The organism is Chryseobacterium carnipullorum, from assembly GCF_003815695.1.
GTDB lineage: Bacteria > Bacteroidota > Bacteroidia > Flavobacteriales > Weeksellaceae > Chryseobacterium > Chryseobacterium carnipullorum.
In genome coordinates this window covers 4,926,811-4,947,273 of record NZ_CP033920.1, presented here as the reverse complement: position 1 = coordinate 4,947,273, position 20,463 = coordinate 4,926,811, and the positions used below count along the sequence as shown (strand labels likewise).

Below are 20,463 nucleotides of genomic sequence, written 5' to 3'. Positions count from 1 at the left end.
CACGATGTACATCAATCCTTTCTAAATTCCCGATCAAAAGACAGAATCTCAACCTGCGATCTGCAAACTCATCTCTAACTCCTCACAAATCTCAGAAAAAGCTTAATCATCTCCGATTGTTCTCCCTTTGGAAGAATAAAATGAAAATCTCTTTCAATACTGAAGTTTTTGATATCTACAATGGTAAGGGTATTGTTTTTTAATTCATTCAAAATGGTACTGATCGACAAAAAAGCCATACAATCTGAATGTAGGAGATAATTTTTAATGCTTTCACTGCTTCCCAGCTGCATGACCGTATTCAGTTCTGCAATATTGATTCCTTTTTCCTTTAAACGGTTTTGGATGAATTCCAGAGTTCCCGAGCCTTGTTCACGGAAGATCAGGTGTAAACCATAGAGATCTTTTAAACTTAATGTTTTATGAGCTAGTGGATGATCAGCCTTGGCTGCAAGAACGATTTCATCAGCTTTGAAAATTTTATAGTCAAAAAACGAAGACTGTGATTCTCCCTCAATAATTCCAAGGTCGATCTTTCCTTCCTTGAGCAATTCGGAAATAATTTCTGTATTGTGGGTGATCAGTTCGATCTTAATATCTTTATAATAGCTATTGAATTTGGCCAGTATCTCAGGTAAAACATATTGGGCGACACTGGTACTGGCTCCAATGATCAGTTTCCCCTTATGCTGTTCATTGATCTGGCTGATCTCAAATTCCAGATCCCGGTAGAGATGACGGATCTTTTCTGCATATTCATATAGAACCCGTCCGCTCTGGGTAAGCTGAACAGAAGTGCCTTTTCGGTCAAACAATTTTGTACTAAGTTGACTTTCAATTTCTTTGATGTGTTTGGTTACGGCCGGCTGTGAAATATGCAGTTCCTCAGAAGCTTTGGTAAAACTCAGTCTCGATGCAGCCCTATGGAAAACTTTTAATCTGTAGTCAAACATGGAAATAACTTATGATGAACAAACTTAATGAAATTATACGGGACGTGTTTTAGAATTTGAGAGTAGAGGATCGGTAAATTTAGTGGAGTGGAGTTTAGGGTAAAAATAACATCCTAAAATTTCATTAATCTAGAGCGCTTTGTTTCTCAACTTCTCAGACTTTATAGCCCTCAGACCCTCACAGATCCGAAATAGAGCTGTCCCGGTCACGTTCAAATCTTCTGTTTTTAGCTTCTCCTATCTTTTGTTTCGTGTAAATACTGGTATGGCCGGAAAGTAAATACGAAACTACGCAGGCAATCGCGATATACACCCCGGATTCAGCTCCGAATAATTCTATTCCCATCAGCAAACAGGCCAGCGGAGTATTGGTAGCTCCGGCAAAAACGGCTACAAAACCCATTCCGGCGAGCAGTCCGAATGGTAATGGAATAATGAGCGATAAAGCACTCCCAAGAGTCGCTCCAATAAAAAATAAAGGAGTTACTTCACCACCTTTGAATCCTGCAGAAAGGGTAACGATGGTAAAAATCATTTTTAGAGCGAAATCATACAACGGAAGCTGCTTTTCAAAAGATTCTACAATCACCGGAATTCCCAATCCGATATATCTTGTAGTTCCCATCGCAAAAACTGCCAGAGCAACGATAATTCCACCCACTACAGGACGGAATGGAGGATATTTGATTTTAGATTTAAAGACAGAACCTGTCCAGTGAATGATTCTACTGAAACCTGCCGCACAGATCCCGAAAGCAATTCCGGCCAGAATACTGTATAAAACTGGCAGAAATTCTATTTTGGGAACAAAATCGATAGAGTAGTGGGTATGTTTAACCTTCCAAAGGCTGGTGACCAAATCTGCAAAAATTGCCGAGGCAAATGCCGGAAAAATAGCATTATACCGTATTCTTCCGATCAGAAAAACCTCCAGTCCGAAAACAGCACCCGCCAAAGGTGTCCCGAAAATAGATCCAAAACCTGCTGCAATGGCGGCAATGAGTAGAATTCTTCTTTCATTCTTGTCAAGTTGCAGTGGTTTGCTAAGCTGATCTGCAATAGCTCCCGCCATCTGAAGTGCGGTTCCCTCACGTCCTGCAGAACCTCCAAAGAAATGCGTAATCATCGTACCCAGATAAACAAAGGGCGCCATTTTTAAGGGAATGATCTCTTTCGGGTCATGAATACTCTCAATCAGTACATTGTTTCCTGCCTCTACATCTTTTCCGTAGTAATAATACAAAAGACCAATAAAAAACCCGGCAACAGGGAGCAAGGCAATCAGCCAGATATGACTTTCCCTGAACTGAGTGGCCCATTCCAGAGACTGTAGAAATCCGGCAGAAGCCGTTCCTACCAAACCACCAATGATTATGCTGATGCACAACCATTTTAAAATATAGGGCAGAGCAGGGTACTTTCTAAAGAATATCTTAGTGTGAAAAGTTGTTTTTCTGCGAAGTGTCCATTGTTTTTTTGACATAATAATCCTGATCAGTTATTGGTTAATAATCTCTTAATCAGGCGTCATCAGCTTCTGTAAAGCGGTTGGGTAAGGAAGAGCACCATTTCCTTTGTATCGCAAATATAATTATTCTTTATGAATTTTAAACGAAAAAGTATTCCAGTTTTATAAAAACGGTTTCATTTCATCCTCAATCTGCGTTCTTAAGTCCATCAGACGTTTTGCGTACCGTTCCTGTTGTTTTTCCTCTTCAGTCTCAGGGACCCATACAGGGACCGGTAGTTTTTTGCCATTTTCATCTACCGCTACAAAAACAATGATGCAATGGGTCTTTTTGTCGAAAGTAGGTTGCTTCAGATTTCTTGAAAAAACATTGATCGAAATATGCATGCTTGATTTTCCGGTGTAGATCACCTGCGCATCTACCCGTACAACTTCCCCGATCTTGATCGGTTCATAAAAGCGGATTCCACCCACATAAACAGTGACAGAGTAATTTCCGCTCCATGTGGTGGCACATGCATAACCTGCCTGGTCGATCCATTTCATGACGCTTCCTCCATGTACATTTCCTCCATAATTCACGTCTGAAGGCTCCGAAATAAACTGAAAAGTAATAGGCTTGTTCTGCATCTTTATAAAATTTTAATAAAGTTATTTAATTATTTCCGGAATTTTGGATTAAATCCTACTTTTGAAAGACCAAACTTCAATGAAGAAGAAAATTTAACGAACAACAGATTTAAAAAATAACAATGAAGAAAGTATTTTATCTTAATACATGTGATACCTGCAGAAAAATTTTATCTCAATTTGATCTTAAAGACTGGGAACTTCGTGAGATTAAAAAAGAACCGGTTACGAGTGAGGAACTGGAAGCAATGTATAAAAAAACAAAGTCATACGAAGCTTTGTTCAGTAAGAAATCAACACAGATCAAATTAAGAGGTTTGGATGTAAAAACCCTTCAGGAGAAAGACTTTAAAGACCTTTTACTGGATCATTACACTTTTCTGAAACGTCCGGTTTTTATTACCGACAAAGAAATATTTATAGGAAATGATAAAAATAATGTGGAGGCTTTAAGAGAATTCTTTGGAGTAGAAGAATTGTGATTTATCGTGTAGACTGAATGTAGACAACTATAAGTTTAACAATGCTTCGGCTCCGCTCAGCATGACATTTCTATTATTCACTGTATTTAGGATAACGCCATACAGAGCAGAGTTGAAGCATTTCTTCTTTTAAATAATCTTCTTGATTTTTTTTATCAATATTTTGTGATTTATTTTAAAAGATTCATTATTAAATACTTATCTTTATAATAACCAAAAAATAATATCATGAAAAAAGACTTTTTAAAAACAAAGAATCTTAAAAGATCAGCATTAAAAGAAATTATGGGAGCAGGTAAAGTTCCGGTTGTCAATTGCTTCACACTTTGTGGACCCGGAGGCGGAGTTATTTCCAACAGACCTGGAATAGGGGATGCCTGCAATCCGGACAGATCTGTATGCTGTATTTGTTATTAACCACAAAAAATAGGCTGTAATTTTTTACAGCCTATTTTATTTGTATATCTTTTTTGAACGATTATATGAAAGGAGCTTTCACTACTTTTGCTGGAATGTTCTTGTTTCTTACCTGAATAAAGATTTCAGAACCCAGTTTGAAGTGAGGTTGGTCTACATAAGCCAGACCTAAACCGATCTTTTTCATTGGAGACTGTGTTCCAGAAGTTACTTTTCCAATCACATTTCCTTCTGCATCTACTACCGGATAATCATGTCTTGGAACCCCTTTATCCTGAAGCTCAAAACCTACCAGCTTTCTCGTAATGCCTTCCTCTTTTTGCTTCGCGAAAGTATCTTTCGAAACAAAATCTTTATCAAATTTCGTGATCCATCCCAATCCGGCTTCAATAGGAGAGGTCGTATCATCGATATCGTTTCCGTATAGACAGAATCCTTTTTCCAGTCTTAAAGTATCTCTTGCAGCAAGTCCGGCAGGAACAATTCCTTCCGCTTCACCTGCATTGATAATCGCATCCCAAAGCTGTTCAGCATTCTCATTGTTGAAGTAGATCTCAAATCCACCGCTTCCGGTGTAGCCTGTGTTTGAAATAATCACATTATTGACACCGGCAACGCTTCCCAATGCAAAATGATAGTAAGGAATCTCAGAAAGATTGGTTTCTGTAAGCTTCTGAAGGATTTCCGTAGCTCTTGGTCCCTGGATTGCCAATAATGACATTTCATCAGACGCATTCGTCATTTGAGCTCCGAAAGTGTTATATTTTGAAATATGATTCCAGTCTTTTTCGATATTGGATGCATTGACCACAACGAAATATTTATCATCTTCCATTTTGTAAACAATAAGGTCATCCACAATTCCTCCGTTCTCATTAGGAAGGCAAGAATATTGAGCTTTTCCGTTTTCCAGAGCATCTACATTGTTTGTCGTAACAAACTGTAAAAGATCTTTAGATCCCGGTCCTTCAATAAAAAACTGTCCCATGTGTGACACATCAAACAATCCTGCTTTCTCTCTTACTGCAAAATGCTCTTCCGTTACACCAGAATACTGTACAGGCATTTCAAAACCTGCAAAAGGTACGATTTTAGCGCCCAAAGAAACGTGTTTATCGTATAAGGCTGTTTTCTTCATATTTAATTTTTATTTCTTTATTTTAAAGCTGTTGAAAGTTTCGTTAAATAGGTTCATATAATTTCCGTTCCAGAACTTTTGGCCACAGTTGATGGAGACAAGATACAGATCTTTGTCTTTCTGAAATGCCCTGGTGATCCAGAACAGTTTTTCTTTTTCATCAAAATACTCGTAGAAATATTCTGTGTAGCCTTTTTTACCTTTGCTTTCCTTTATTTTATTCTCAGGTTCCTGGGACTGGTAAAGGGCAAGGATAAATTTTTTCATGTCTGCTTTCGGAAGTTCCAGACCATGGTATTCAGAAATGGTAATGGCTCCCACCTCGTTGGCAGGGAAAATATTGACAATCTCACTGTCATTGGTAGATCTCCATCCTTCCGGAACCTGAATAGAGTAGCCGGGACTGTCATATATTTTTGCTTTTTGGGCAAAAAATAAACTTGCCGATAAAAAAGCGGATACAAGCAGTATTTTTTTCATCAATTAAAAATGGTGTTTATATTCTTCAAGGATAATTTTGAACCACTCCGTAAAATTTCCTGGATTTTCAGCAATTTCCTGATCAAGATCCTGCATGGAAATAAATCGAACTTCTTCCACTTCTTCCTTATTCAGATTGAAATCAGATTCATCTTCATAGTGCCCTACAAATACGTGGTCGAGTTCGTGCTCCCAAAGACCGCCTCCTACATCTGCTTTATAGATAAAATAGAATTTTTCCGAAAGTTCAGATTGAATTCCCAGTTCTTCACGAAGCCTGCGTTGAGCACCTTCAAGATAAGTTTCCCCATCTTTTGGGTGAGAGCATACAGCATTGGTCCATTGATTGGGGGAATGGTATTTTCCTGATGCTCTTTTCTGAAGAAGCATCTCACCTTTGCTGTTGAACAAAAATACAGAAAATGCACGGTGCAGAAGACCGTTGATATGAGCCTGCTGCTTTTCCATAAGGCCCAAAACGTCATCTTCAGGATTTACTAAAACTACAAATTCTTCCATTTCTACAAATGTAAGCCTAATAAATGTATTTTGAAAATTTTTGGATAAACATCATAGGATATGCAATCACGGTACAAAAAACAGATAGAGCCGTCGTAAGCAGAAAGACGAAAGCCTGAAGGTAGAGTATTGTGCTGTGATCGTTGATTAAAAAACAATAAAATTGTATAACTTTGACCCTTAGGGGCTCGTAGCCTATTTTTTCAAGCCTTAGACTTCCTTACCTGTTTGCATAACTGAAATTTTCTCCTTTCTTACAGCAGATGATGTTACCCCAAAATGCTTTTTCAGAGATTTCAAAGAAAACAGTAGGATCAGCTTGGGAGATCAATTTTAAAAACATCATCTTAAAGCCTTCATTTTTTGTTAAACAGATAACATTAGAATTAACATATAAAACGGAATAAAATTAACCATATCTGCATTAATGATAAAGTATTGTTGATTTTATTCGTTAAACAGTATTTTTTATAGCGTATTTTTAATATAAACTAAATTTGATATGGAGGTTCAATCTAAAAATTGTAACTTTGCCATTCAAATTTTAATGATGGAGTTAGAATATAAAGAGCATATAAGTCCGATTCTTAAGGACGGGGTGAAAAATTACTTAATAGACATCGACGGTACCATTACAGAGGACGTTCCGAACGAAGAGCCAGAAAGAATGGTCACCTGTGAGCCTTACCCGGATGCACTTGAAACAGTCAACAAATGGTATGACGAAGGGCATCAGATCTGTTTCTTCACATCCAGAACAGAAAACCTGAAACAGATTACGATCGACTGGCTGGATAAGCACGGCTTCAAATACCACAGCGTACTCTGCGGAAAACCTAGAGGAGGTAACTATCACTGGATAGACAACCACTTGGTGAGAGCTACAAGGTACAAAGGCAGATTTACAGACCTTGTAGAAAAGCAGGTAACCATTGAAGTTTTCAAAGAAGATTAAGAAAACATATACGAAGATTTAAAAATTGAACAATGAAAGTGTACGCACTGAAAATTCTTTAATTTTTAAATCTTTTCACTTTTTAATATCAATTGTATTTATGAAAGTTTTAGCAAATGACGGTCTGGATCAATCTGGAATTGATGCCCTGACTGAGAAAGGGTTTGAAGTGATCACTGCAAAAGTTCCGCAGGAGTTTTTGGTAGATTACATTAATGAGCATAAGATCCGCACCCTCTTGGTAAGAAGTGCCACGCAGGTAAGAAAAGATATTATTGACGGATGCCCTTCGCTTGGGATTATTGGACGTGGTGGTGTAGGAATGGATAATATTGACGTGGACTATGCAAGAGAAAAAGGAATTCATGTGATCAATACACCCTCAGCTTCTTCAGAATCAGTTGCTGAACTTGTTTTTGCCCATTTATTTTCAGGAGCAAGATTTCTTCAGGATTCCAACAGAAAAATGCCGTTGGTAGGAGATACAGAATTCGCAGGTCTTAAAAAGGCCTATACTGCAGGTATCGAACTAAGAGGAAAAACCATTGGTATTGTTGGAATGGGAAGAATAGGACAGGAGGTTGCCAGAATTGCTCTGGGATTGGGAATGAGAGTGGTTGCTGCAGATAATAATGTGGGAAAGGCAAGCATCAAAGTAAAATTCTATAATAACCAGTTCATCAATGTGGATATTGAAACTGAACCGCTTCAGGAAGTTTTGAAACATTCAGATTTTATTACCCTGCACGTTCCGGCTCAGAAAGAAGGATATATGATCGGAAAAAATGAATTTGACATCATGAAAGACGGTGTTGCCGTAGTGAATTGTTCAAGAGGTGGAGTTATCGATGAGTCTGCCTTGATCGAAGCATTGGATTCAGGCAAAGTAAAATTTGCAGGATTAGATGTTTTCGTCAATGAGCCTACACCTTCCAAAGCTATATTGAACCATTCAAAGATCTCTCTGACTCCTCACACAGGAGCCTCTACTTTAGAAGCTCAGGACAGAATCGGACTTTCTCTGGCAGAACAGATTTCAAGTATTTTACAGATTCAGTAATCACTGAAACGGATAAAAATAATGAAGCACCTCAATTTGAGGTGCTTTTGTGTTATATATTATTTTTGCTTTTTAGAAGATCTCTGATTTCAGTCAGCAACTGTTGATCTGCAGTAGGTCCTGCCGGAGCTGCCTCATCTTTTTTAATGATTTTATTGGCTCCTTTAATAATCCAGAAAAGGACCAAAGCGATACACAGAAAACTGATCAAAGCAGAAAGGAAATTACCGTAAGTGACTCCATTCCATGAAAGTTTTGAAATGTTTTCTGCACCTGCTGCTTTCAATGCCGGATTCAGCAAAAGTGGAGTGATGACATCTTCTACCAATGAGGAAACAATTTTTCCAAAAGCCCCACCGATAATGACACCGACAGCCAGATCAAGTACATTACCCTTAAAAGCAAAGGCTTTAAATTCATTAACAAATCCCATAATTTATATTTTTTTTAATTAGTATACACACAAAAATATAATTAAAAAATGTAAAAAACGTTACTTTTTAGAGTTTTTTTATTCCATAATTATTGAATTATGGACTGTAATTAAGAGTTTTTTTAAGTAGAGTTAATATTTTTAATTAAATATTTATCACAGTAATAATTTGCATGCATTTGTATAACTAAGAATAGACCGTCAAAGAAATCTTTCGTAATTTGGTTAAAAGTTTCACACTATCTTATGAAAATATTTACCGCAGAACAAATACGCCGCTGGGACAGTTTTACGATTTCGCAAGAACCTGTTTCTTCAATACAGCTTATGGAGAGGGCTTCCGAGACTTTAGCAGGCTGGATTTCCGAAAACTGTAAAAACCATAAAAAAATTGCTATCTTCTGTGGTACCGGAAACAATGGCGGTGATGGACTTGCCGTGGCGAGAATCCTTTATACCAAAGGTTTCGATGTAGATATTTTTATAAAAAACATCAGAGGTAAATTATCAGATCAGGCGTCGGTCAATTTAAAAAGGCTCAGGGATTTTTCTGGAATTTCTATTAGAGAGTTTAAAGAAGCAGAACACTATAATTTTGATGCCAGGACCATTGTTATTGATGCTCTTTTTGGGACGGGGCTTTCACGACCCTTAGAAGGTATTTATACAGAATTGGTCGAACTGCTGAACGAGCAGGATTGTATTAAAATTGCAGTCGATATTCCTTCCGGTCTGCCTGCTGATAATATATTTGAAGATCATCCGGTTATTTTTCAGGCTCATTACACTCTGAGTTTTCAATCCTGGAAAAAGAGTTTTCTTCATCCTGAAACAGGGCCATATGCAGGAACTGTCATTATTCTCGATATAGGGCTTCATACGGGATACCTGGAAACAGAGAAGGCTGAAGATTTTACAGTTGATGACAAACTTATCGATCGTATTTTTAAACCAAGAAAAGACTTCTCTCATAAAGGAACTTATGGAAAAGTAACTATTGCAGGAGGAAGTTATGGTAAGATAGGAGCAGCAGTACTGGCTACAAAATCGGCTTTAAAAGTCGGAGCAGGACTTACTTTTACTTTGGCACCAGCGTGTGGGTATGAAATTCTGCAGATCTCATGTCCTGAAGCAATGTTTATAGAAAGCGGAACAAGATTTATAGAAAATTTCAAATCGGAAGACCATACAGTATATGGTATCGGACCCGGTTTGGGCACTCATGGAGAGACAGAAAAAGGCCTGCTGGATTTCTTAAAAGAATACACCCATCCTGTGGTCCTGGATGCTGATGCATTGAATATTCTTTCAAAAGATAGTAAAAATCTGAAACTGATTCCTCAACAGTCTGTCATAACGCCGCATCCTAAGGAATTTGAACGATTATTCGGAAGCACTGAAAATTCATTTGAAAGACTGGCGCTTGCCCGTGAAAAAGCTGCAGAATTTAATGTCTATATCGTTTTAAAAGACCATCACACCCAAATTGTGACTCCGGAAGGAAATGTATTTTACAATGTTACCGGAAATGCCGGGCTTGCCAAAGGTGGGAGCGGGGATATCCTTACAGGTATTCTTACTTCATTAATAGCGCAGGGATATACTCAGGAAGAGGCTTGTATTTTGGGAGTCTGGATTCATGGCCGGGCAGCTGATTTAGCAGCTGAGAAATGCTCTAAAGAATCGATGCTTCCTACAGATGTGATCAATGAATTTGGAGCTGTTTTCGAGGAATTGACCAAAAGAACCGCAATGAAATTATGATAAAGTAAAAAAGGCATATTAGACGGTCCAATTTATAAAAAGAAAAAGGGCAAATTCGCTTCTCCGCAAATTTGCCCTTTTATTTTATCATCTGTTATTACTCAGGTTTTTCATTTTCTGCCTGGGTAATCTTGAATTTTTTAGAAATAATCATGATAACCACACCTGCAATCATAAACGGAATAGAAAGTACCTGTCCCGTATTCAGTCCTCCGATACGGATAAACTCATCGCCCTGAGGTTCTTTCAGGAATTCAACAAAGAATCTTACCGCCCAAAGGATAATGAAGAATAATCCAAAAAGCCATCCCTGCTGATATTTTTTGTTTGTTTTTCTGTACAATATCCATAACAATACGAACAATAGAAAATAGCCCGCAGCCTCAAGAAGCTGACCAGGGTAGCGGGGAACTGTAGGCCCATATTCGCTGCTCTGCTGTGGGAAAAGAATGGCAAACGGAGAATTGGGGTCCACTGCTTTTCCTACAATCTCAGAATTGAAAAAATTACCGATTCTTACAAAGGCACCTCCTAAAGCAACCACAATTCCGATCCTGTCATACACCCAGAATGGATTTTTTTTAATAATCTTAAATGAATAATATAAAGTGGTAAAAATAAGTGCTATTGTTGCTCCATGACTGGCCAGCCCGGAGAATCCTGTAAATTTCAATCCGTTTTTAGTGCTTATCGGCAAAAATACACTCCAGAAATCTTCTTTAAAAAGCTCCGGCTGATAAAAGATAACATGCCCTAATCTGGCTCCTAAAATAGTTCCGATCAGCGTCCATGTGAAAAGAGGTTCCAGATATTTCTGATTAACATTATCGATTTTAAAGATTCTCAACATTAAAACGTAACCAAAACCAAAAGCAAAAACAAACATTAAGCTATAGAAATGTAATGTAACCGGCCCTAGCTGAATCCCTTTTGAAGGATCCCATATTTTGAAAGGTGTTTCCAGTGCAACATTGTCAGACTCTGTGATGGGTTTTGCTGATTTTACTGCATATTTAAAAGCTGTAATATTGTCCTGAGTAATTGGGCTGTCAATCAGTTTAAAATGTTTATCGAAAAACTGATATTTGAAAGTCTTGTATTTCGTTAGGATGAGCGTCCCTGAATCAAAGTGTGCCGGTTCAAAATTGGAATCATTGAAGATAACCAGGACATTATTGTTAGTGGTTTTTTCCGGAAAAGCGCTGAGATCAATGATCTCGGTAGTAGAATAGATTTTTACCGGAATTCCCGCTCCGTTTACTTTCAGAGTCCCGTCAGATAAACCTCCGGGATATTCCTGGGAAAAGGCAAACTGCGTGATCAATGCAAATACGACGAGATAAATTCTGAAAAATAAGTTACTCATTTCTATTGATTTAATACTTTGTTACTGATTTATTTTTTTTGGAGGAACAGGGTCATAGCCACTGCCTCCCCATGGATGACATTTTGAAATTCTTTTGATTCCCATCCACAATCCTTTGAAAATACCATGCACCTGAAGAGCTTCCACCATATAATGAGAGCAGGTAGGTTCGTAACGGCAGTTTTTAGGAAGTAGGGGCGAAATAAACCACTGGTAGAATTTTATCAAAATTACCAAGGGAAAACTAATGATTTTATTGAATGTAAGTTTCAAAACAATGCAAAAATAGGGTAAAAAAATTAAAATTAGTTTAATTTTGTTAGAAGTTTCAGAGATCAAAAAACTGAATCTGTTTACCGAAAAAATAAATTATCTTGAGCCAAAATACTCCATTAGCCGAAAAATTAAGACCCAAAACCCTGGATGAAGTTCTTGGACAGGAACATCTTACCGGAGAAAAAGGCACGATCAGAAAGATGATCGAAAATAATGCCCTGAACTCACTCATCCTTTGGGGACCTCCGGGGACAGGAAAAACAACATTAGCAGAAATTATTTCTGAAAAATCAGGCAGGAAGTTTTATAAACTCTCAGCAGTTTCTTCAGGGGTAAAAGATGTGCGTGACGTGATTGAAGATGCTAAAAAACAAAACCTGTTTTCAGGTAAATCTCCTATTTTATTCATCGATGAGATTCACCGTTTCAATAAATCCCAACAGGATTCCCTGCTTCATGCGGTTGAGAAGGGCTGGATAGTTTTAATAGGGGCTACCACAGAAAACCCCAGCTTTGAAGTTGTATCTGCCCTTTTATCAAGAAGTCAAGTGTATATTTTGAAAGCACTCAGCTATGAAAAGCTAGAAGAATTGATTGATACTGCTTTTCAACGATACAATAAAGATGAAGGGACTCATTTTAAAGTTGCAGAAAAGGAAGCATTGATCCAATATTCTGGAGGAGATGCAAGAAAGTTGATCAATTCTGTTGAATTGGTGCTTAACCAGTACATGAATTCAAATAAAGAAGAGATCAGCAACGCAGACGTTCTTGATATTTTGCAGGAAACAATGGCGCTCTATGATAAAAATGGAGAGCAGCATTATGATATTATTTCTGCCTTCATCAAATCTATGCGGGGCGGCGATCCGAATGGTGCGGTTTACTGGCTGGCAAGAATGATTGCAGGAGGGGAGGATATCAAGTTTATTGCCCGGAGAATGCTTATTCTGGCAGCAGAAGACATAGGCCTTGCTAATCCTAATGCTTTGGTGATCGCCAATAACTGTTTCCAGGCCATCAATGTGATTGGTAATCCGGAATCAAGAATAATTTTAAGTGAAACTGCAGTTTATCTGGCCGTTTCACCTAAGAGTAATTCAACCTATATGGCAATTAATGATGCCCTGGCTCTGGTAAAGCAGACCGGAAACCTTCCAGTGCCCCTGCATTTGAGGAATGCGCCTACCAAACTGATGAAAGATCTGGATTATGGTAAGGAGTATAAATATGCTCATTCGTACGAAGGAAACTTTGTAGATCAGGATTTTCTGCCTGAAGAAATTAAGCATGCGAAACTTTATCAGCCTGGCAACAATGCTACGGAAAAGAAAATTTACGAAGAGCTTAAGAAAAAATGGAATAACAGATATTAAAGACAAAAGGATACTTTTTAAAGTATCCTTTTATTATAATGTAATTCTCTGTAATTTACTTTAGGTTGCTTGAAGTCATGAATACGGTCTTTTTTCCGTTGTAATCCTTCACTTCAACGTTGCCCATCATATCGCCGTAGATTTTCATATCGGTATCCGGAAACTCGTAGCCTTCAATAATTACAGGAGTGTTTTCAGGAAGTCCGTATTGTTCATTCAGCTGAGCAAGAGAGATTCTGTCCAAACCTTCATAACCACTTTTGATTTTAAATTCCGTAAGGCCTTTTTCGGCTATAAAACCGTATTTTTTTAAACCCTGAGGCAGCCCGGCAGCACTTTTATAGGTGTTTGAGCTTTGAACGATCGCTTTTCTGGCATTGAACATGCCTACCGTCCCCACAATATCATTGGCAACAGCAAACTTGACAGAAGGATTCTTCTGAGCAGATAATACTGAAGATGATACTATTAAAAAAGAATAAAGTATTTTTTTCATAACCGGAATATGTAACTGTTAAAAACTGGATAAATATAATTAATTTTTATAAAATGTGAATGAATTTTTATGATATTTTAAATATTGATTAGAAATAAAAGGTTTTGTTGAAGTTTTTTAATTTTATAATAACATGGTTAACTATTTAATCATGCTTCCTTAGTTTTTCTTCTCCTCTTCCTTTTTATCAACCATATTTTTAATAATATTCTTCAGTCTCTGGAATGTAAATGAGCTGAGTAATAAAATCACTCCGAGGATAATAAATGCAGTGATTCTTGAGATATTATCCATCTGCCAAACATCATAGCTGTACAATTTGAGCACCATAATTCCAATCAGGATAAAACCTATTCTGCTGTATTCGGGAATATTCTTCTTTAAACTTACATAAATGAAGATGCTTGCCAGAACAGTCCAGATGATAGGAAGGTAAAGAATGGTAAAATGTTCTTTTATTTTGTAGATACTGGAAATATCAGTTGAAGAACTTAAGATATAGGTATTGTAGAATCCGTAGCTTATTCCAATAACAAGGGAAACTGAAATCGCCAGGTAAGAGGTCTTTGTTTTATAAAAGTCCTTCATAACAGCGGCATTCCATAAAATATAGACAAAAGGAATCCATTGCAGCAGGTGGATCGTATAGAAACCGAAGGTGAGTTGTTTACGTAAGACGACCGTCACAACTTCAGATGCTGCCAAGGAAGAATTGAAAGCAATCAGGATAAGAAACAGATAAATAAGACCGACTTGGATCCTTCCGTCAATATCAAGCTTTTTCCTCAATAAAATTAATATAAATAGATAGTAGATGCTAAACAGGAGTCCGATGCTCAACATCGCTGCCCATGGCATATCCGAGATATGATAAATGATTTCCAAAAGTAACGCAATATAGATAACCCCATAACTTACAACAGCGAAAACATTTTCGAAAAAATGATCGTCCTTTTTTCCTGGCTCACTGGTTTTTTTTAATAAAAAGAGATTAAGGACCGTGGTAGAAACAGTCACAAGACTCGTTAAAAAGACAGGGTTAAAAATAATACCCATATGCTCTTTATGAAAATATTCTGTCCACGTCATCATTTGTGCAATAATCATCAGTGGAAACAAAACGTAAAAACAGGTCTTGAAAATGGGGTGTCCGCTTTTTTTCCAGAGATAAACAAGAAGGGATGCTTCTATAGCCCAAACGCTTGTAATAAGATGAGTTTTGAACTGAAGCGCTACTGCAACGGTGACGAGACTGATCGTGAGCGCTGCAAAAATGGAATAACTGAAACCAAAACTTTTCTTCCCATATTCTCTTAATAAAAGCACACCGTTGCCTGCGGCGAAAACAAGCGGAAAAATAATAACCGGTTCATAGCTTAATGTTTTAAATGTATAAACGAGCCCGATAATACTTGAAAAATTAATTAAAACAAGCATTAAAGTATCCGAAGTTGAAAGTGTATTCTTTTTGATATAGTCCTGAAGCGCAAAAATGTAGAAAATAATATAACTGATGATATAAAAGACGATGCTCAGCAGCTCCGGCTTTTCAGAAGTCCAGTAAAAAAGATACATACTTGTGAAAATGTAAGCTGTCCACCCCACACTTTTCCAGTGTTTGAGTAACGAGGTGGCAAGCATGCCAATATTTAACAGCGTCAGATAGGTAAACAGGAAAAGATAGTTGCTTTTTCCCGTGCTGATCATCAAGGGAGCAAGGAAACCTCCAAGCATCGCAAAAATAATTAAGATCTCACTTTTGTAATAATGCGCAAGGGCGATGGAAATAATAGTAATCAAAGTCGTAATCACAAAAGCTGTATTCTGGGTAAACAAATGATATTCCTGAAACCCAATTGTAGCGGTGAAATATAAAACTGAAATTCCGCCACCCGTGATGATCGAGGCAAAAACAGCATAGTTTTTCCGTAGAAAATGTCCCAGCAGCATGATTCCCGTTCCTGCAACAAAACCTATTCCTGCTCTGGAAGTTTCTCCTATCCAGTTTTTGTCGATCGCATATTTTACAAAATAGCCCAATCCGAGAACAAGCGTGAAAATACCGACGATCGTAAGAATGTTTTGTTTCAAAAAGTCAAACACAGGTTCCAGCCAGTCTTTTTGTGGTGGTGAAGGTCTATTGTCTGCAAGGATTTTCTCATGCACATCAGGTTGTTGTGCTGTATTTTGAGTTTTGATTTCCTCTACAGGTTTTTGCTCATGTTGTAAAACTTGAATTTCTCTATCTTGTAAAGGTTGATTAATTTTAGTGGTAAGATCAGATACTTCCTTCTCCAGTCTTCTGATCTTGTTATTTAGATTATTGAAGATAAAAAAGATGATGGCTATGATGAACAGGACCAATAGAATTTCACTCATTCTCTAGTTTTTATCAAATATAAAATAAATGTTTGTAACACTTGCACTACAAAAAATTAATCCACCACATATTCTGTGATGGATTAATTGTGCAGAGTGATTAATTGTATCTTTTAATTAGAAACTTTATAAATGTAGAAAGAACCGATACTTGTTCCCAATAATCCGACATCAAGAGCAGAAGATCCGGTAAGTCCAAATGAGATTTTGTCTCCGGCCTGGAACGAGTACAATGAATTTAGGGTGCTTTCTGAAATGGTTAAACTTAAAACCAGCGGAACAGTCAGGCCACTGAATACACGGCTGTCAATAAGCGTTGCCACTCCTCCTCTGGTTCGCAGAATGCCAATCCCTGGGGTATTGGTCAGGATCGCGGCCTGAAGACCTGCTCCATAACGGAAAGTAAATCCTACATGGTAAACTCCGTTGGAAGGTATAGTAAAAGTGTTGTCAGTATCGGAGAATAATGCAGCAGATCCAACTGATCTCTCAGCGGCTAAAAAGTTAACGGCTCTAAACCCTGTCGGAAAAAGACCTAAACTCAAAAGAGTGATTCCTGTAGTTTTCTTAGCAGCATACACAGAAGTATTGGTTCCAGATGCGGCGGTTGCAGCATCAATAATAACCTGTGGGTCTACTTTAGCAACCTGAAATGTGCCGTCATTCACTGCCATAATGGTGTATCCTGGCAAAGCCGGCGTCATAGGCGTGTCACGAATCTTTAATGTTCCGTTGACGTCCAATGTGGCGGTCGGGTTAGGTGTATTAATACCAACTTGGGAAAATGCGCTAACCGTAGATAAGGCTAGAATTAGGGTGTAGATTTTAGTTTTCATGTGTAAGTTTTTTAATTAGTTTTCAAGATTTATAATGCAAAAACTATGCCTTATTTGTGATATATTTAACTAAATATTAATAATATTATGAATAATTTAAACAGATGTTTATTTTTTATTATTGATTATTTCGTAATATGGTTATGGGTCTTTATTTCGCAAATTAACTCTTGGGTGAAATTAAAAAAAATATTTATATATTTCCCAATTTTATGAATAATTAATATGCAAAGATTAGCATATTAATGTCATTAAATACGCCACATTGAATGTAAATTCTGTCCGAAATTCTTAAGGAGTGTTGAATGTAGGGTTGTAAATAAAAAAAAACACTGCTTTTTAGGGCAGTGTCATGAGGGTAAGATGAATATTTTTTAACTTTCCAGAAGGAATTCTTTGTAGTTTCCAAGAAAATCTACTCCGGCATTGATTGATTCAAGTTCCAGAATGGCATTGCCATGCAGGACATCTTCCCATTTTCCTACTACATTGATGAAGAAGAAATAGTTGCCAAGACCTGTTTTCAGCGTTCTGGATTCAATTTTGCTGAGGTTCATTTTTCGCCATGCAAAAACCGAAAGAACCTGGTGGAGTCCTCCCGCGTGATCTTCCGGAAGATTGATCAGCATACCTGATTTTTCTCCTAAAACTTCAAGATGGTCATTTTCGTATTTTGTTTGATTTTTAGAGATCACAATAAAACGGGTATGATTCTGTTCAAAATCCTGAATATTTCTGTTGACGATTTGAAGTCCGTATAAGTTAGCTGCAAACTGATTGGCGACGGCAGCAATCTTCAGATCCTTATTTTCAGAAACATATTTGGCAGCAGCGGCTGTGGATGAAAAATCCTGTCTTCCTACCTCTTTATAAGTGGTATCCAGAAAATGGAAGCTTTGCGCCAGTGCCTGAGGATGTGAATATATTTTTTCAATATCCTCCATGTGGTTCTCCGGATGGATCATCAGATGGTGGGCGATAGGCATTACTCCTTCTGCTTCTATTTTGATTGAGGGTGTTTTGTATAAATAGTCCAGCGTCATCGAAACTGTTCCTTCAATGGAGTTTTCCAGGGGTACCACTGCCTTTTCAGCTTCTCCGGTATCAACAGCATTAAAACAATCTAAAATATTTGCCTGCGGCAAAAGTTCTTCCCCCGGGAAAAGTTGGGTGGCCGCCAGCTGGGTGAAGCTTGCATGAGGCCCTAAAAATGCGATCTTCATACGTATTATATATATGGGTAGATAATATTGACAATTATTTAAGCTGCAAAGATGCAAATTAGTTTAAAAATAAACCTCTTTAATTGGATATATCGTTCCTTTACCATTTATTTGCCTGCAAACTGCTCGCTATAAACTCTTGCCTAAAATTTCCCCCTTGTTCCAGTTCTCTTCAATGAGCTTCATCAGAAAATCCGGACACTTGATAATTTTATTGGTTTTTGCATCCAGAAAAAATAGAGTAGTGGATGCTTCCGTGATCTTTTCTCCTTTTTCATTATAAATTTCGTAGTCAAATTCAATTCTTACCCCGGGAATTTTTTTTACATAGGTATGGATTTCCAGTTTTTGGTCATACAGGGCCGGGCGGATGTATTTAATTTTGTATTCCGAAACCGGAAGCCAAATTCCTTGGTTTTCAATTTCATCGTATGACATTCCGATGTTTCGGAAGAGTTCTACTCTGCCAATTTCCAGGTACTCTGCATAGTTCCCATAGTACACATATTTCATAGGGTCTGTTTCTCCGTAACGTACTCGTAATGAGTTAGTTGAATGTATCATTTTTAGTCTATATTTATGCATACAAATATATTTTTAAATAATCAATACCTGCAATATTTTTTTTTGAAAAGAAAAAATTGGACCTTTGTCTTCCTTCTACAAAAAGTACTAACAAAGAATAATCGGGGCATAAATATGGATGAAAATTTAATGATGATATGGCAGAAGTGCCTTCAGTTCATGCGGGATAATTTGAACGCAGCTGAAGATAATTCTGATCTTAAGAAGCTTGAAAAATCCTTCGACATGCTATTCGATAAGGTACAACCACTTTCTTTGGTTGCGAATAACCTTACGCTTATAGTGCCGAGCGATTTTTACAAGGAATATATTGAGGATAATTACCTGTCCCTGCTTTCTGCTGCCCTGAAGAAAAATCTTGGAAAAGGAGTTAAATTGTGGTACTCAGTAATGGAAAACAGGCCTACCGGAGAGGAAAAGCCAGTGACAATGAATATGAAGGGAAAAAGCGTTCCTACACCAAAAATGCAGGAAACAATGCCGCAGGGATTCTCTGCGAATATCGTCAACCCCTTTGTAGTTCCGGGAATAAGAAAAGTAAACATAGATTCGAACCTTAAGTCTGATTATTCTTTTGATAATTATATAGAAGGAGAGAGTAATAAATTCGCTGCTACCGTAGCAAGATCTATTGCTAAAAGACCGGGAGCAACAGCTTTCAACCCATTGTTCCTTCACGGAGGATACGGAGTGGGAAAGACTCACTTGGGACAGGCTGTAGGTCTAGAAGTAAAAAGCCAGTTTCCGGATAAAGTCGTTCTTTATCTGTCTTCTGAGAAGTTTATCCAGCAGTTTATTTCTGCTGCAAAAGCGCACAAGCAGACAGAGTTTGCCAACTTTTACCAGATGGTGGATGTATTGATCATTGATGATATTCAGTTCCTGTCAGGTAAATCTGCTACACAGGACAGTTTCTTCCACATATTTGATCATCTTCACCAGAACGGAAAACAGATCATCCTTACATCAGATAAGGCGCCTGCAGATATTATGGATATTCAGGAAAGGATTGTTTCCCGTTTCAAATGGGGACTTTCTGCCGAAATCAAATCTCCGGATCTTTCTACAAGAAGACAGATCATCGTAGATAAACTAAGCAGAGACGGAATTGTTCTTCCAGGAGATATGCTTGATTTCCTTGCCGCTGAAGCTAAAACCAACGTAAGAGAGCTTATCGGAGTTATTAACTCTGTAATCGCTTACTCTACCGTTTATAAAACAGACTTGAGTCTTGAATTACTGAAAGATACCATCAACAAGATTGCAGCAAACCAGAAGAAAGTCATCAATATTCCTTACATCCAGGAAGTGGTATGCGATTATTTTGGAATCAAAAAAGAACAGCTTCTTTCTAAAACCAGAAAAAGAGAAATTGCCCTTCCAAGACAATTGGCGATGTATTTTTCAAAAGAGCTGACCAATGCTACTTTTACAAAGATCGGTGAAGAAATGGGCGGAAAAGACCATTCAACGGTAATGTACGCTTGTGATACCATCAAAGATGTGTCAAAAATCGATAAAGAAGTTAAGAAGTATGTTAAAGATCTTGCAGAAAGAATTAAAAAATAAAAATAATTTAATCTGAATAAATTGAAATGGAGAATAGTTTTATTCTTCATTTTTTTAT

The 20,463-nt window shown here is 37.5% G+C and carries 21 protein-coding genes and 1 riboswitch; of the genes, 7 read left to right on the top strand and 14 right to left on the bottom strand.

The genetic code is table 11. From position 1 onward, the window contains the following. Nucleotides 1-74: 74 nt before the first annotated feature. The 3 genes from EG346_RS22440 to EG346_RS22430 all read right to left on the bottom strand — a co-directional run bounded on the left by EG346_RS22440 (nt 75) and on the right by EG346_RS22430 (nt 3,051). Nucleotides 75-953, bottom strand: coding sequence for a LysR substrate-binding domain-containing protein (locus EG346_RS22440; RefSeq protein ID WP_123881821.1), 879 nt, complete (start codon nt 951-953; stop codon nt 75-77). Nucleotides 954-1,131: 178 nt separating this feature from the next. Then, the gene (locus EG346_RS22435) at nt 1,132-2,436 is read right to left on the bottom strand and encodes a chloride channel protein (protein ID WP_181876089.1); all 1,305 of its coding nucleotides are present in this window, start codon (nt 2,434-2,436) and stop codon (nt 1,132-1,134) included. A 31-nt stretch (nt 2,437-2,467) separates the two neighbouring features. Next, a riboswitch (Fluoride riboswitch) is annotated at nt 2,468-2,535 on the bottom strand. Between the two features lie 48 nt (nt 2,536-2,583). After that, entirely contained in the window at nt 2,584-3,051 is a 468-nt protein-coding gene (locus EG346_RS22430) for an acyl-CoA thioesterase (protein WP_073334960.1), read from the bottom strand. Nucleotides 3,052-3,173: 122 nt separating this feature from the next. On the opposite strand from EG346_RS22430, the gene EG346_RS22425 reads away from it, so the two are divergent. Both EG346_RS22425 and EG346_RS22420 read left to right on the top strand, forming a co-directional pair. Next, a complete protein-coding gene (locus tag EG346_RS22425) occupies nt 3,174-3,533 on the top strand; it encodes an arsenate reductase family protein (RefSeq protein ID WP_123881818.1) in 360 nt (119 codons plus the stop codon). Nucleotides 3,534-3,761: 228 nt separating this feature from the next. Next, nucleotides 3,762-3,950, top strand: coding sequence for a hypothetical protein (locus tag EG346_RS22420; protein WP_123881815.1), 189 nt, complete (start codon nt 3,762-3,764; stop codon nt 3,948-3,950). Between the two features lie 61 nt (nt 3,951-4,011). Here the strand turns inward: EG346_RS22420 and gcvT are convergent, their stop codons facing one another. Genes gcvT through idi form a run of 3 tightly spaced genes read right to left on the bottom strand, consistent with a single transcriptional unit; the run spans nt 4,012 to nt 6,087 of the window. Further along, nucleotides 4,012-5,088, bottom strand: a complete 1,077-nt coding sequence (gene gcvT / locus EG346_RS22415; RefSeq protein ID WP_123881812.1) for a glycine cleavage system aminomethyltransferase GcvT — start codon at nt 5,086-5,088, stop codon at nt 4,012-4,014. Nucleotides 5,089-5,097: 9 nt separating this feature from the next. Continuing rightward, entirely contained in the window at nt 5,098-5,568 is a 471-nt protein-coding gene (locus EG346_RS22410; protein ID WP_228426339.1) for a hypothetical protein, read from the bottom strand. Between the two features lie 3 nt (nt 5,569-5,571). Next, nucleotides 5,572-6,087: an isopentenyl-diphosphate Delta-isomerase gene (gene idi, locus EG346_RS22405; protein ID WP_123881805.1), complete on the bottom strand. Its 516-nt coding sequence runs from the start codon at nt 6,085-6,087 to the stop codon at nt 5,572-5,574. Nucleotides 6,088-6,637: 550 nt separating this feature from the next. Here idi and EG346_RS22400 point away from each other — a divergent pair. Both EG346_RS22400 and EG346_RS22395 read left to right on the top strand, forming a co-directional pair. Next, on the top strand, nt 6,638-7,042 hold the full coding sequence (locus EG346_RS22400; protein ID WP_073335081.1) for an LNS2 domain-containing protein: 405 nt from the start codon (nt 6,638-6,640) through the stop codon (nt 7,040-7,042). A 100-nt stretch (nt 7,043-7,142) separates the two neighbouring features. After that, nucleotides 7,143-8,102, top strand: a complete 960-nt coding sequence (locus EG346_RS22395; RefSeq protein ID WP_123881802.1) for a D-2-hydroxyacid dehydrogenase — start codon at nt 7,143-7,145, stop codon at nt 8,100-8,102. A 52-nt stretch (nt 8,103-8,154) separates the two neighbouring features. Here EG346_RS22395 and mscL read toward each other — a convergent pair whose 3' ends face one another. After that, entirely contained in the window at nt 8,155-8,535 is a 381-nt protein-coding gene (gene mscL, locus EG346_RS22390) for a large conductance mechanosensitive channel protein MscL (protein ID WP_073334952.1), read from the bottom strand. A 246-nt stretch (nt 8,536-8,781) separates the two neighbouring features. Here mscL and EG346_RS22385 point away from each other — a divergent pair, with 246 nt between their 5' ends. Beyond that, complete coding sequence (locus tag EG346_RS22385) at nt 8,782-10,299, top strand: NAD(P)H-hydrate dehydratase (protein ID WP_123881799.1); 1,518 nt, start codon at nt 8,782-8,784, stop codon at nt 10,297-10,299. Nucleotides 10,300-10,396: 97 nt separating this feature from the next. On the opposite strand, the gene lgt is transcribed toward EG346_RS22385, so the two are convergent. Together lgt and yidD are read right to left on the bottom strand one after the other, a co-directional pair. Further along, nucleotides 10,397-11,263, bottom strand: a complete 867-nt coding sequence (gene lgt, locus EG346_RS22380) for a prolipoprotein diacylglyceryl transferase (protein ID WP_073335080.1) — start codon at nt 11,261-11,263, stop codon at nt 10,397-10,399. Nucleotides 11,264-11,686: 423 nt separating this feature from the next. Continuing rightward, nucleotides 11,687-11,938 (bottom strand): membrane protein insertion efficiency factor YidD, encoded by a 252-nt coding sequence (gene yidD / locus EG346_RS22375; protein WP_181876088.1) that lies wholly within the window; start codon nt 11,936-11,938, stop codon nt 11,687-11,689. A 101-nt stretch (nt 11,939-12,039) separates the two neighbouring features. Between yidD and EG346_RS22370 the strand changes: the two genes are divergently transcribed. After that, a complete protein-coding gene (locus EG346_RS22370; protein ID WP_073334949.1) occupies nt 12,040-13,317 on the top strand; it encodes a replication-associated recombination protein A in 1,278 nt (425 codons plus the stop codon). A gap of 55 nt (nt 13,318-13,372) precedes the next feature. On the opposite strand, the gene EG346_RS22365 is transcribed toward EG346_RS22370, so the two are convergent. The 5 genes from EG346_RS22365 to EG346_RS22345 form a co-directional block, all read right to left on the bottom strand. Next, entirely contained in the window at nt 13,373-13,813 is a 441-nt protein-coding gene (locus EG346_RS22365) for a hypothetical protein (protein ID WP_123881796.1), read from the bottom strand. Nucleotides 13,814-13,972: 159 nt separating this feature from the next. Next, a complete protein-coding gene (locus EG346_RS22360) occupies nt 13,973-16,192 on the bottom strand; it encodes a DUF2339 domain-containing protein (RefSeq protein WP_123881793.1) in 2,220 nt (739 codons plus the stop codon). Nucleotides 16,193-16,305: 113 nt separating this feature from the next. Beyond that, nucleotides 16,306-17,028 (bottom strand): hypothetical protein, encoded by a 723-nt coding sequence (locus EG346_RS22355; protein ID WP_123881790.1) that lies wholly within the window; start codon nt 17,026-17,028, stop codon nt 16,306-16,308. Between the two features lie 374 nt (nt 17,029-17,402). Beyond that, complete coding sequence (pheA, locus tag EG346_RS22350; RefSeq protein ID WP_073334945.1) at nt 17,403-18,251, bottom strand: prephenate dehydratase; 849 nt, start codon at nt 18,249-18,251, stop codon at nt 17,403-17,405. 129 nt (nt 18,252-18,380) lie between these two features. Beyond that, nucleotides 18,381-18,815, bottom strand: a complete 435-nt coding sequence (locus EG346_RS22345; RefSeq protein ID WP_073334944.1) for an acyl-CoA thioesterase — start codon at nt 18,813-18,815, stop codon at nt 18,381-18,383. A 135-nt stretch (nt 18,816-18,950) separates the two neighbouring features. On the opposite strand from EG346_RS22345, the gene dnaA reads away from it, so the two are divergent. Continuing rightward, on the top strand, nt 18,951-20,405 hold the full coding sequence (gene dnaA / locus EG346_RS22340; RefSeq protein ID WP_073334943.1) for a chromosomal replication initiator protein DnaA: 1,455 nt from the start codon (nt 18,951-18,953) through the stop codon (nt 20,403-20,405). Nucleotides 20,406-20,463 lie beyond the last annotated feature (58 nt).

Excerpts from the sequence above, each read along its gene's own strand:
- EG346_RS22440 (WP_123881821.1), bottom strand. The coding sequence starts at position 953 with ATGTTTGACTACAGATTAAAAGTTTTCCATAGGGCTGCATCGAGACTG.
- EG346_RS22435 (WP_181876089.1), bottom strand. The coding sequence starts at position 2,436 with ATGTCAAAAAAACAATGGACACTTCGCAGAAAAACAACTTTTCACACT.
- EG346_RS22430 (WP_073334960.1), bottom strand. The coding sequence starts at position 3,051 with ATGCAGAACAAGCCTATTACTTTTCAGTTTATTTCGGAGCCTTCAGAC.
- EG346_RS22425 (WP_123881818.1), top strand. The coding sequence starts at position 3,174 with ATGAAGAAAGTATTTTATCTTAATACATGTGATACCTGCAGAAAAATT.
- EG346_RS22420 (WP_123881815.1), top strand. The coding sequence starts at position 3,762 with ATGAAAAAAGACTTTTTAAAAACAAAGAATCTTAAAAGATCAGCATTA.
- gcvT (WP_123881812.1), bottom strand. The coding sequence starts at position 5,088 with ATGAAGAAAACAGCCTTATACGATAAACACGTTTCTTTGGGCGCTAAA.
- EG346_RS22410 (WP_228426339.1), bottom strand. The coding sequence starts at position 5,568 with ATGAAAAAAATACTGCTTGTATCCGCTTTTTTATCGGCAAGTTTATTT.
- idi (WP_123881805.1), bottom strand. The coding sequence starts at position 6,087 with ATGGAAGAATTTGTAGTTTTAGTAAATCCTGAAGATGACGTTTTGGGC.
- EG346_RS22400 (WP_073335081.1), top strand. The coding sequence starts at position 6,638 with ATGGAGTTAGAATATAAAGAGCATATAAGTCCGATTCTTAAGGACGGG.
- EG346_RS22395 (WP_123881802.1), top strand. The coding sequence starts at position 7,143 with ATGAAAGTTTTAGCAAATGACGGTCTGGATCAATCTGGAATTGATGCC.
- mscL (WP_073334952.1), bottom strand. The coding sequence starts at position 8,535 with ATGGGATTTGTTAATGAATTTAAAGCCTTTGCTTTTAAGGGTAATGTA.
- EG346_RS22385 (WP_123881799.1), top strand. The coding sequence starts at position 8,782 with ATGAAAATATTTACCGCAGAACAAATACGCCGCTGGGACAGTTTTACG.
- EG346_RS22365 (WP_123881796.1), bottom strand. The coding sequence starts at position 13,813 with ATGAAAAAAATACTTTATTCTTTTTTAATAGTATCATCTTCAGTATTA.
- EG346_RS22360 (WP_123881793.1), bottom strand. The coding sequence starts at position 16,192 with ATGAGTGAAATTCTATTGGTCCTGTTCATCATAGCCATCATCTTTTTT.
- EG346_RS22355 (WP_123881790.1), bottom strand. The coding sequence starts at position 17,028 with ATGAAAACTAAAATCTACACCCTAATTCTAGCCTTATCTACGGTTAGC.
- pheA (WP_073334945.1), bottom strand. The coding sequence starts at position 18,251 with ATGAAGATCGCATTTTTAGGGCCTCATGCAAGCTTCACCCAGCTGGCG.
- EG346_RS22345 (WP_073334944.1), bottom strand. The coding sequence starts at position 18,815 with ATGATACATTCAACTAACTCATTACGAGTACGTTACGGAGAAACAGAC.
- dnaA (WP_073334943.1), top strand. The coding sequence starts at position 18,951 with ATGGATGAAAATTTAATGATGATATGGCAGAAGTGCCTTCAGTTCATG.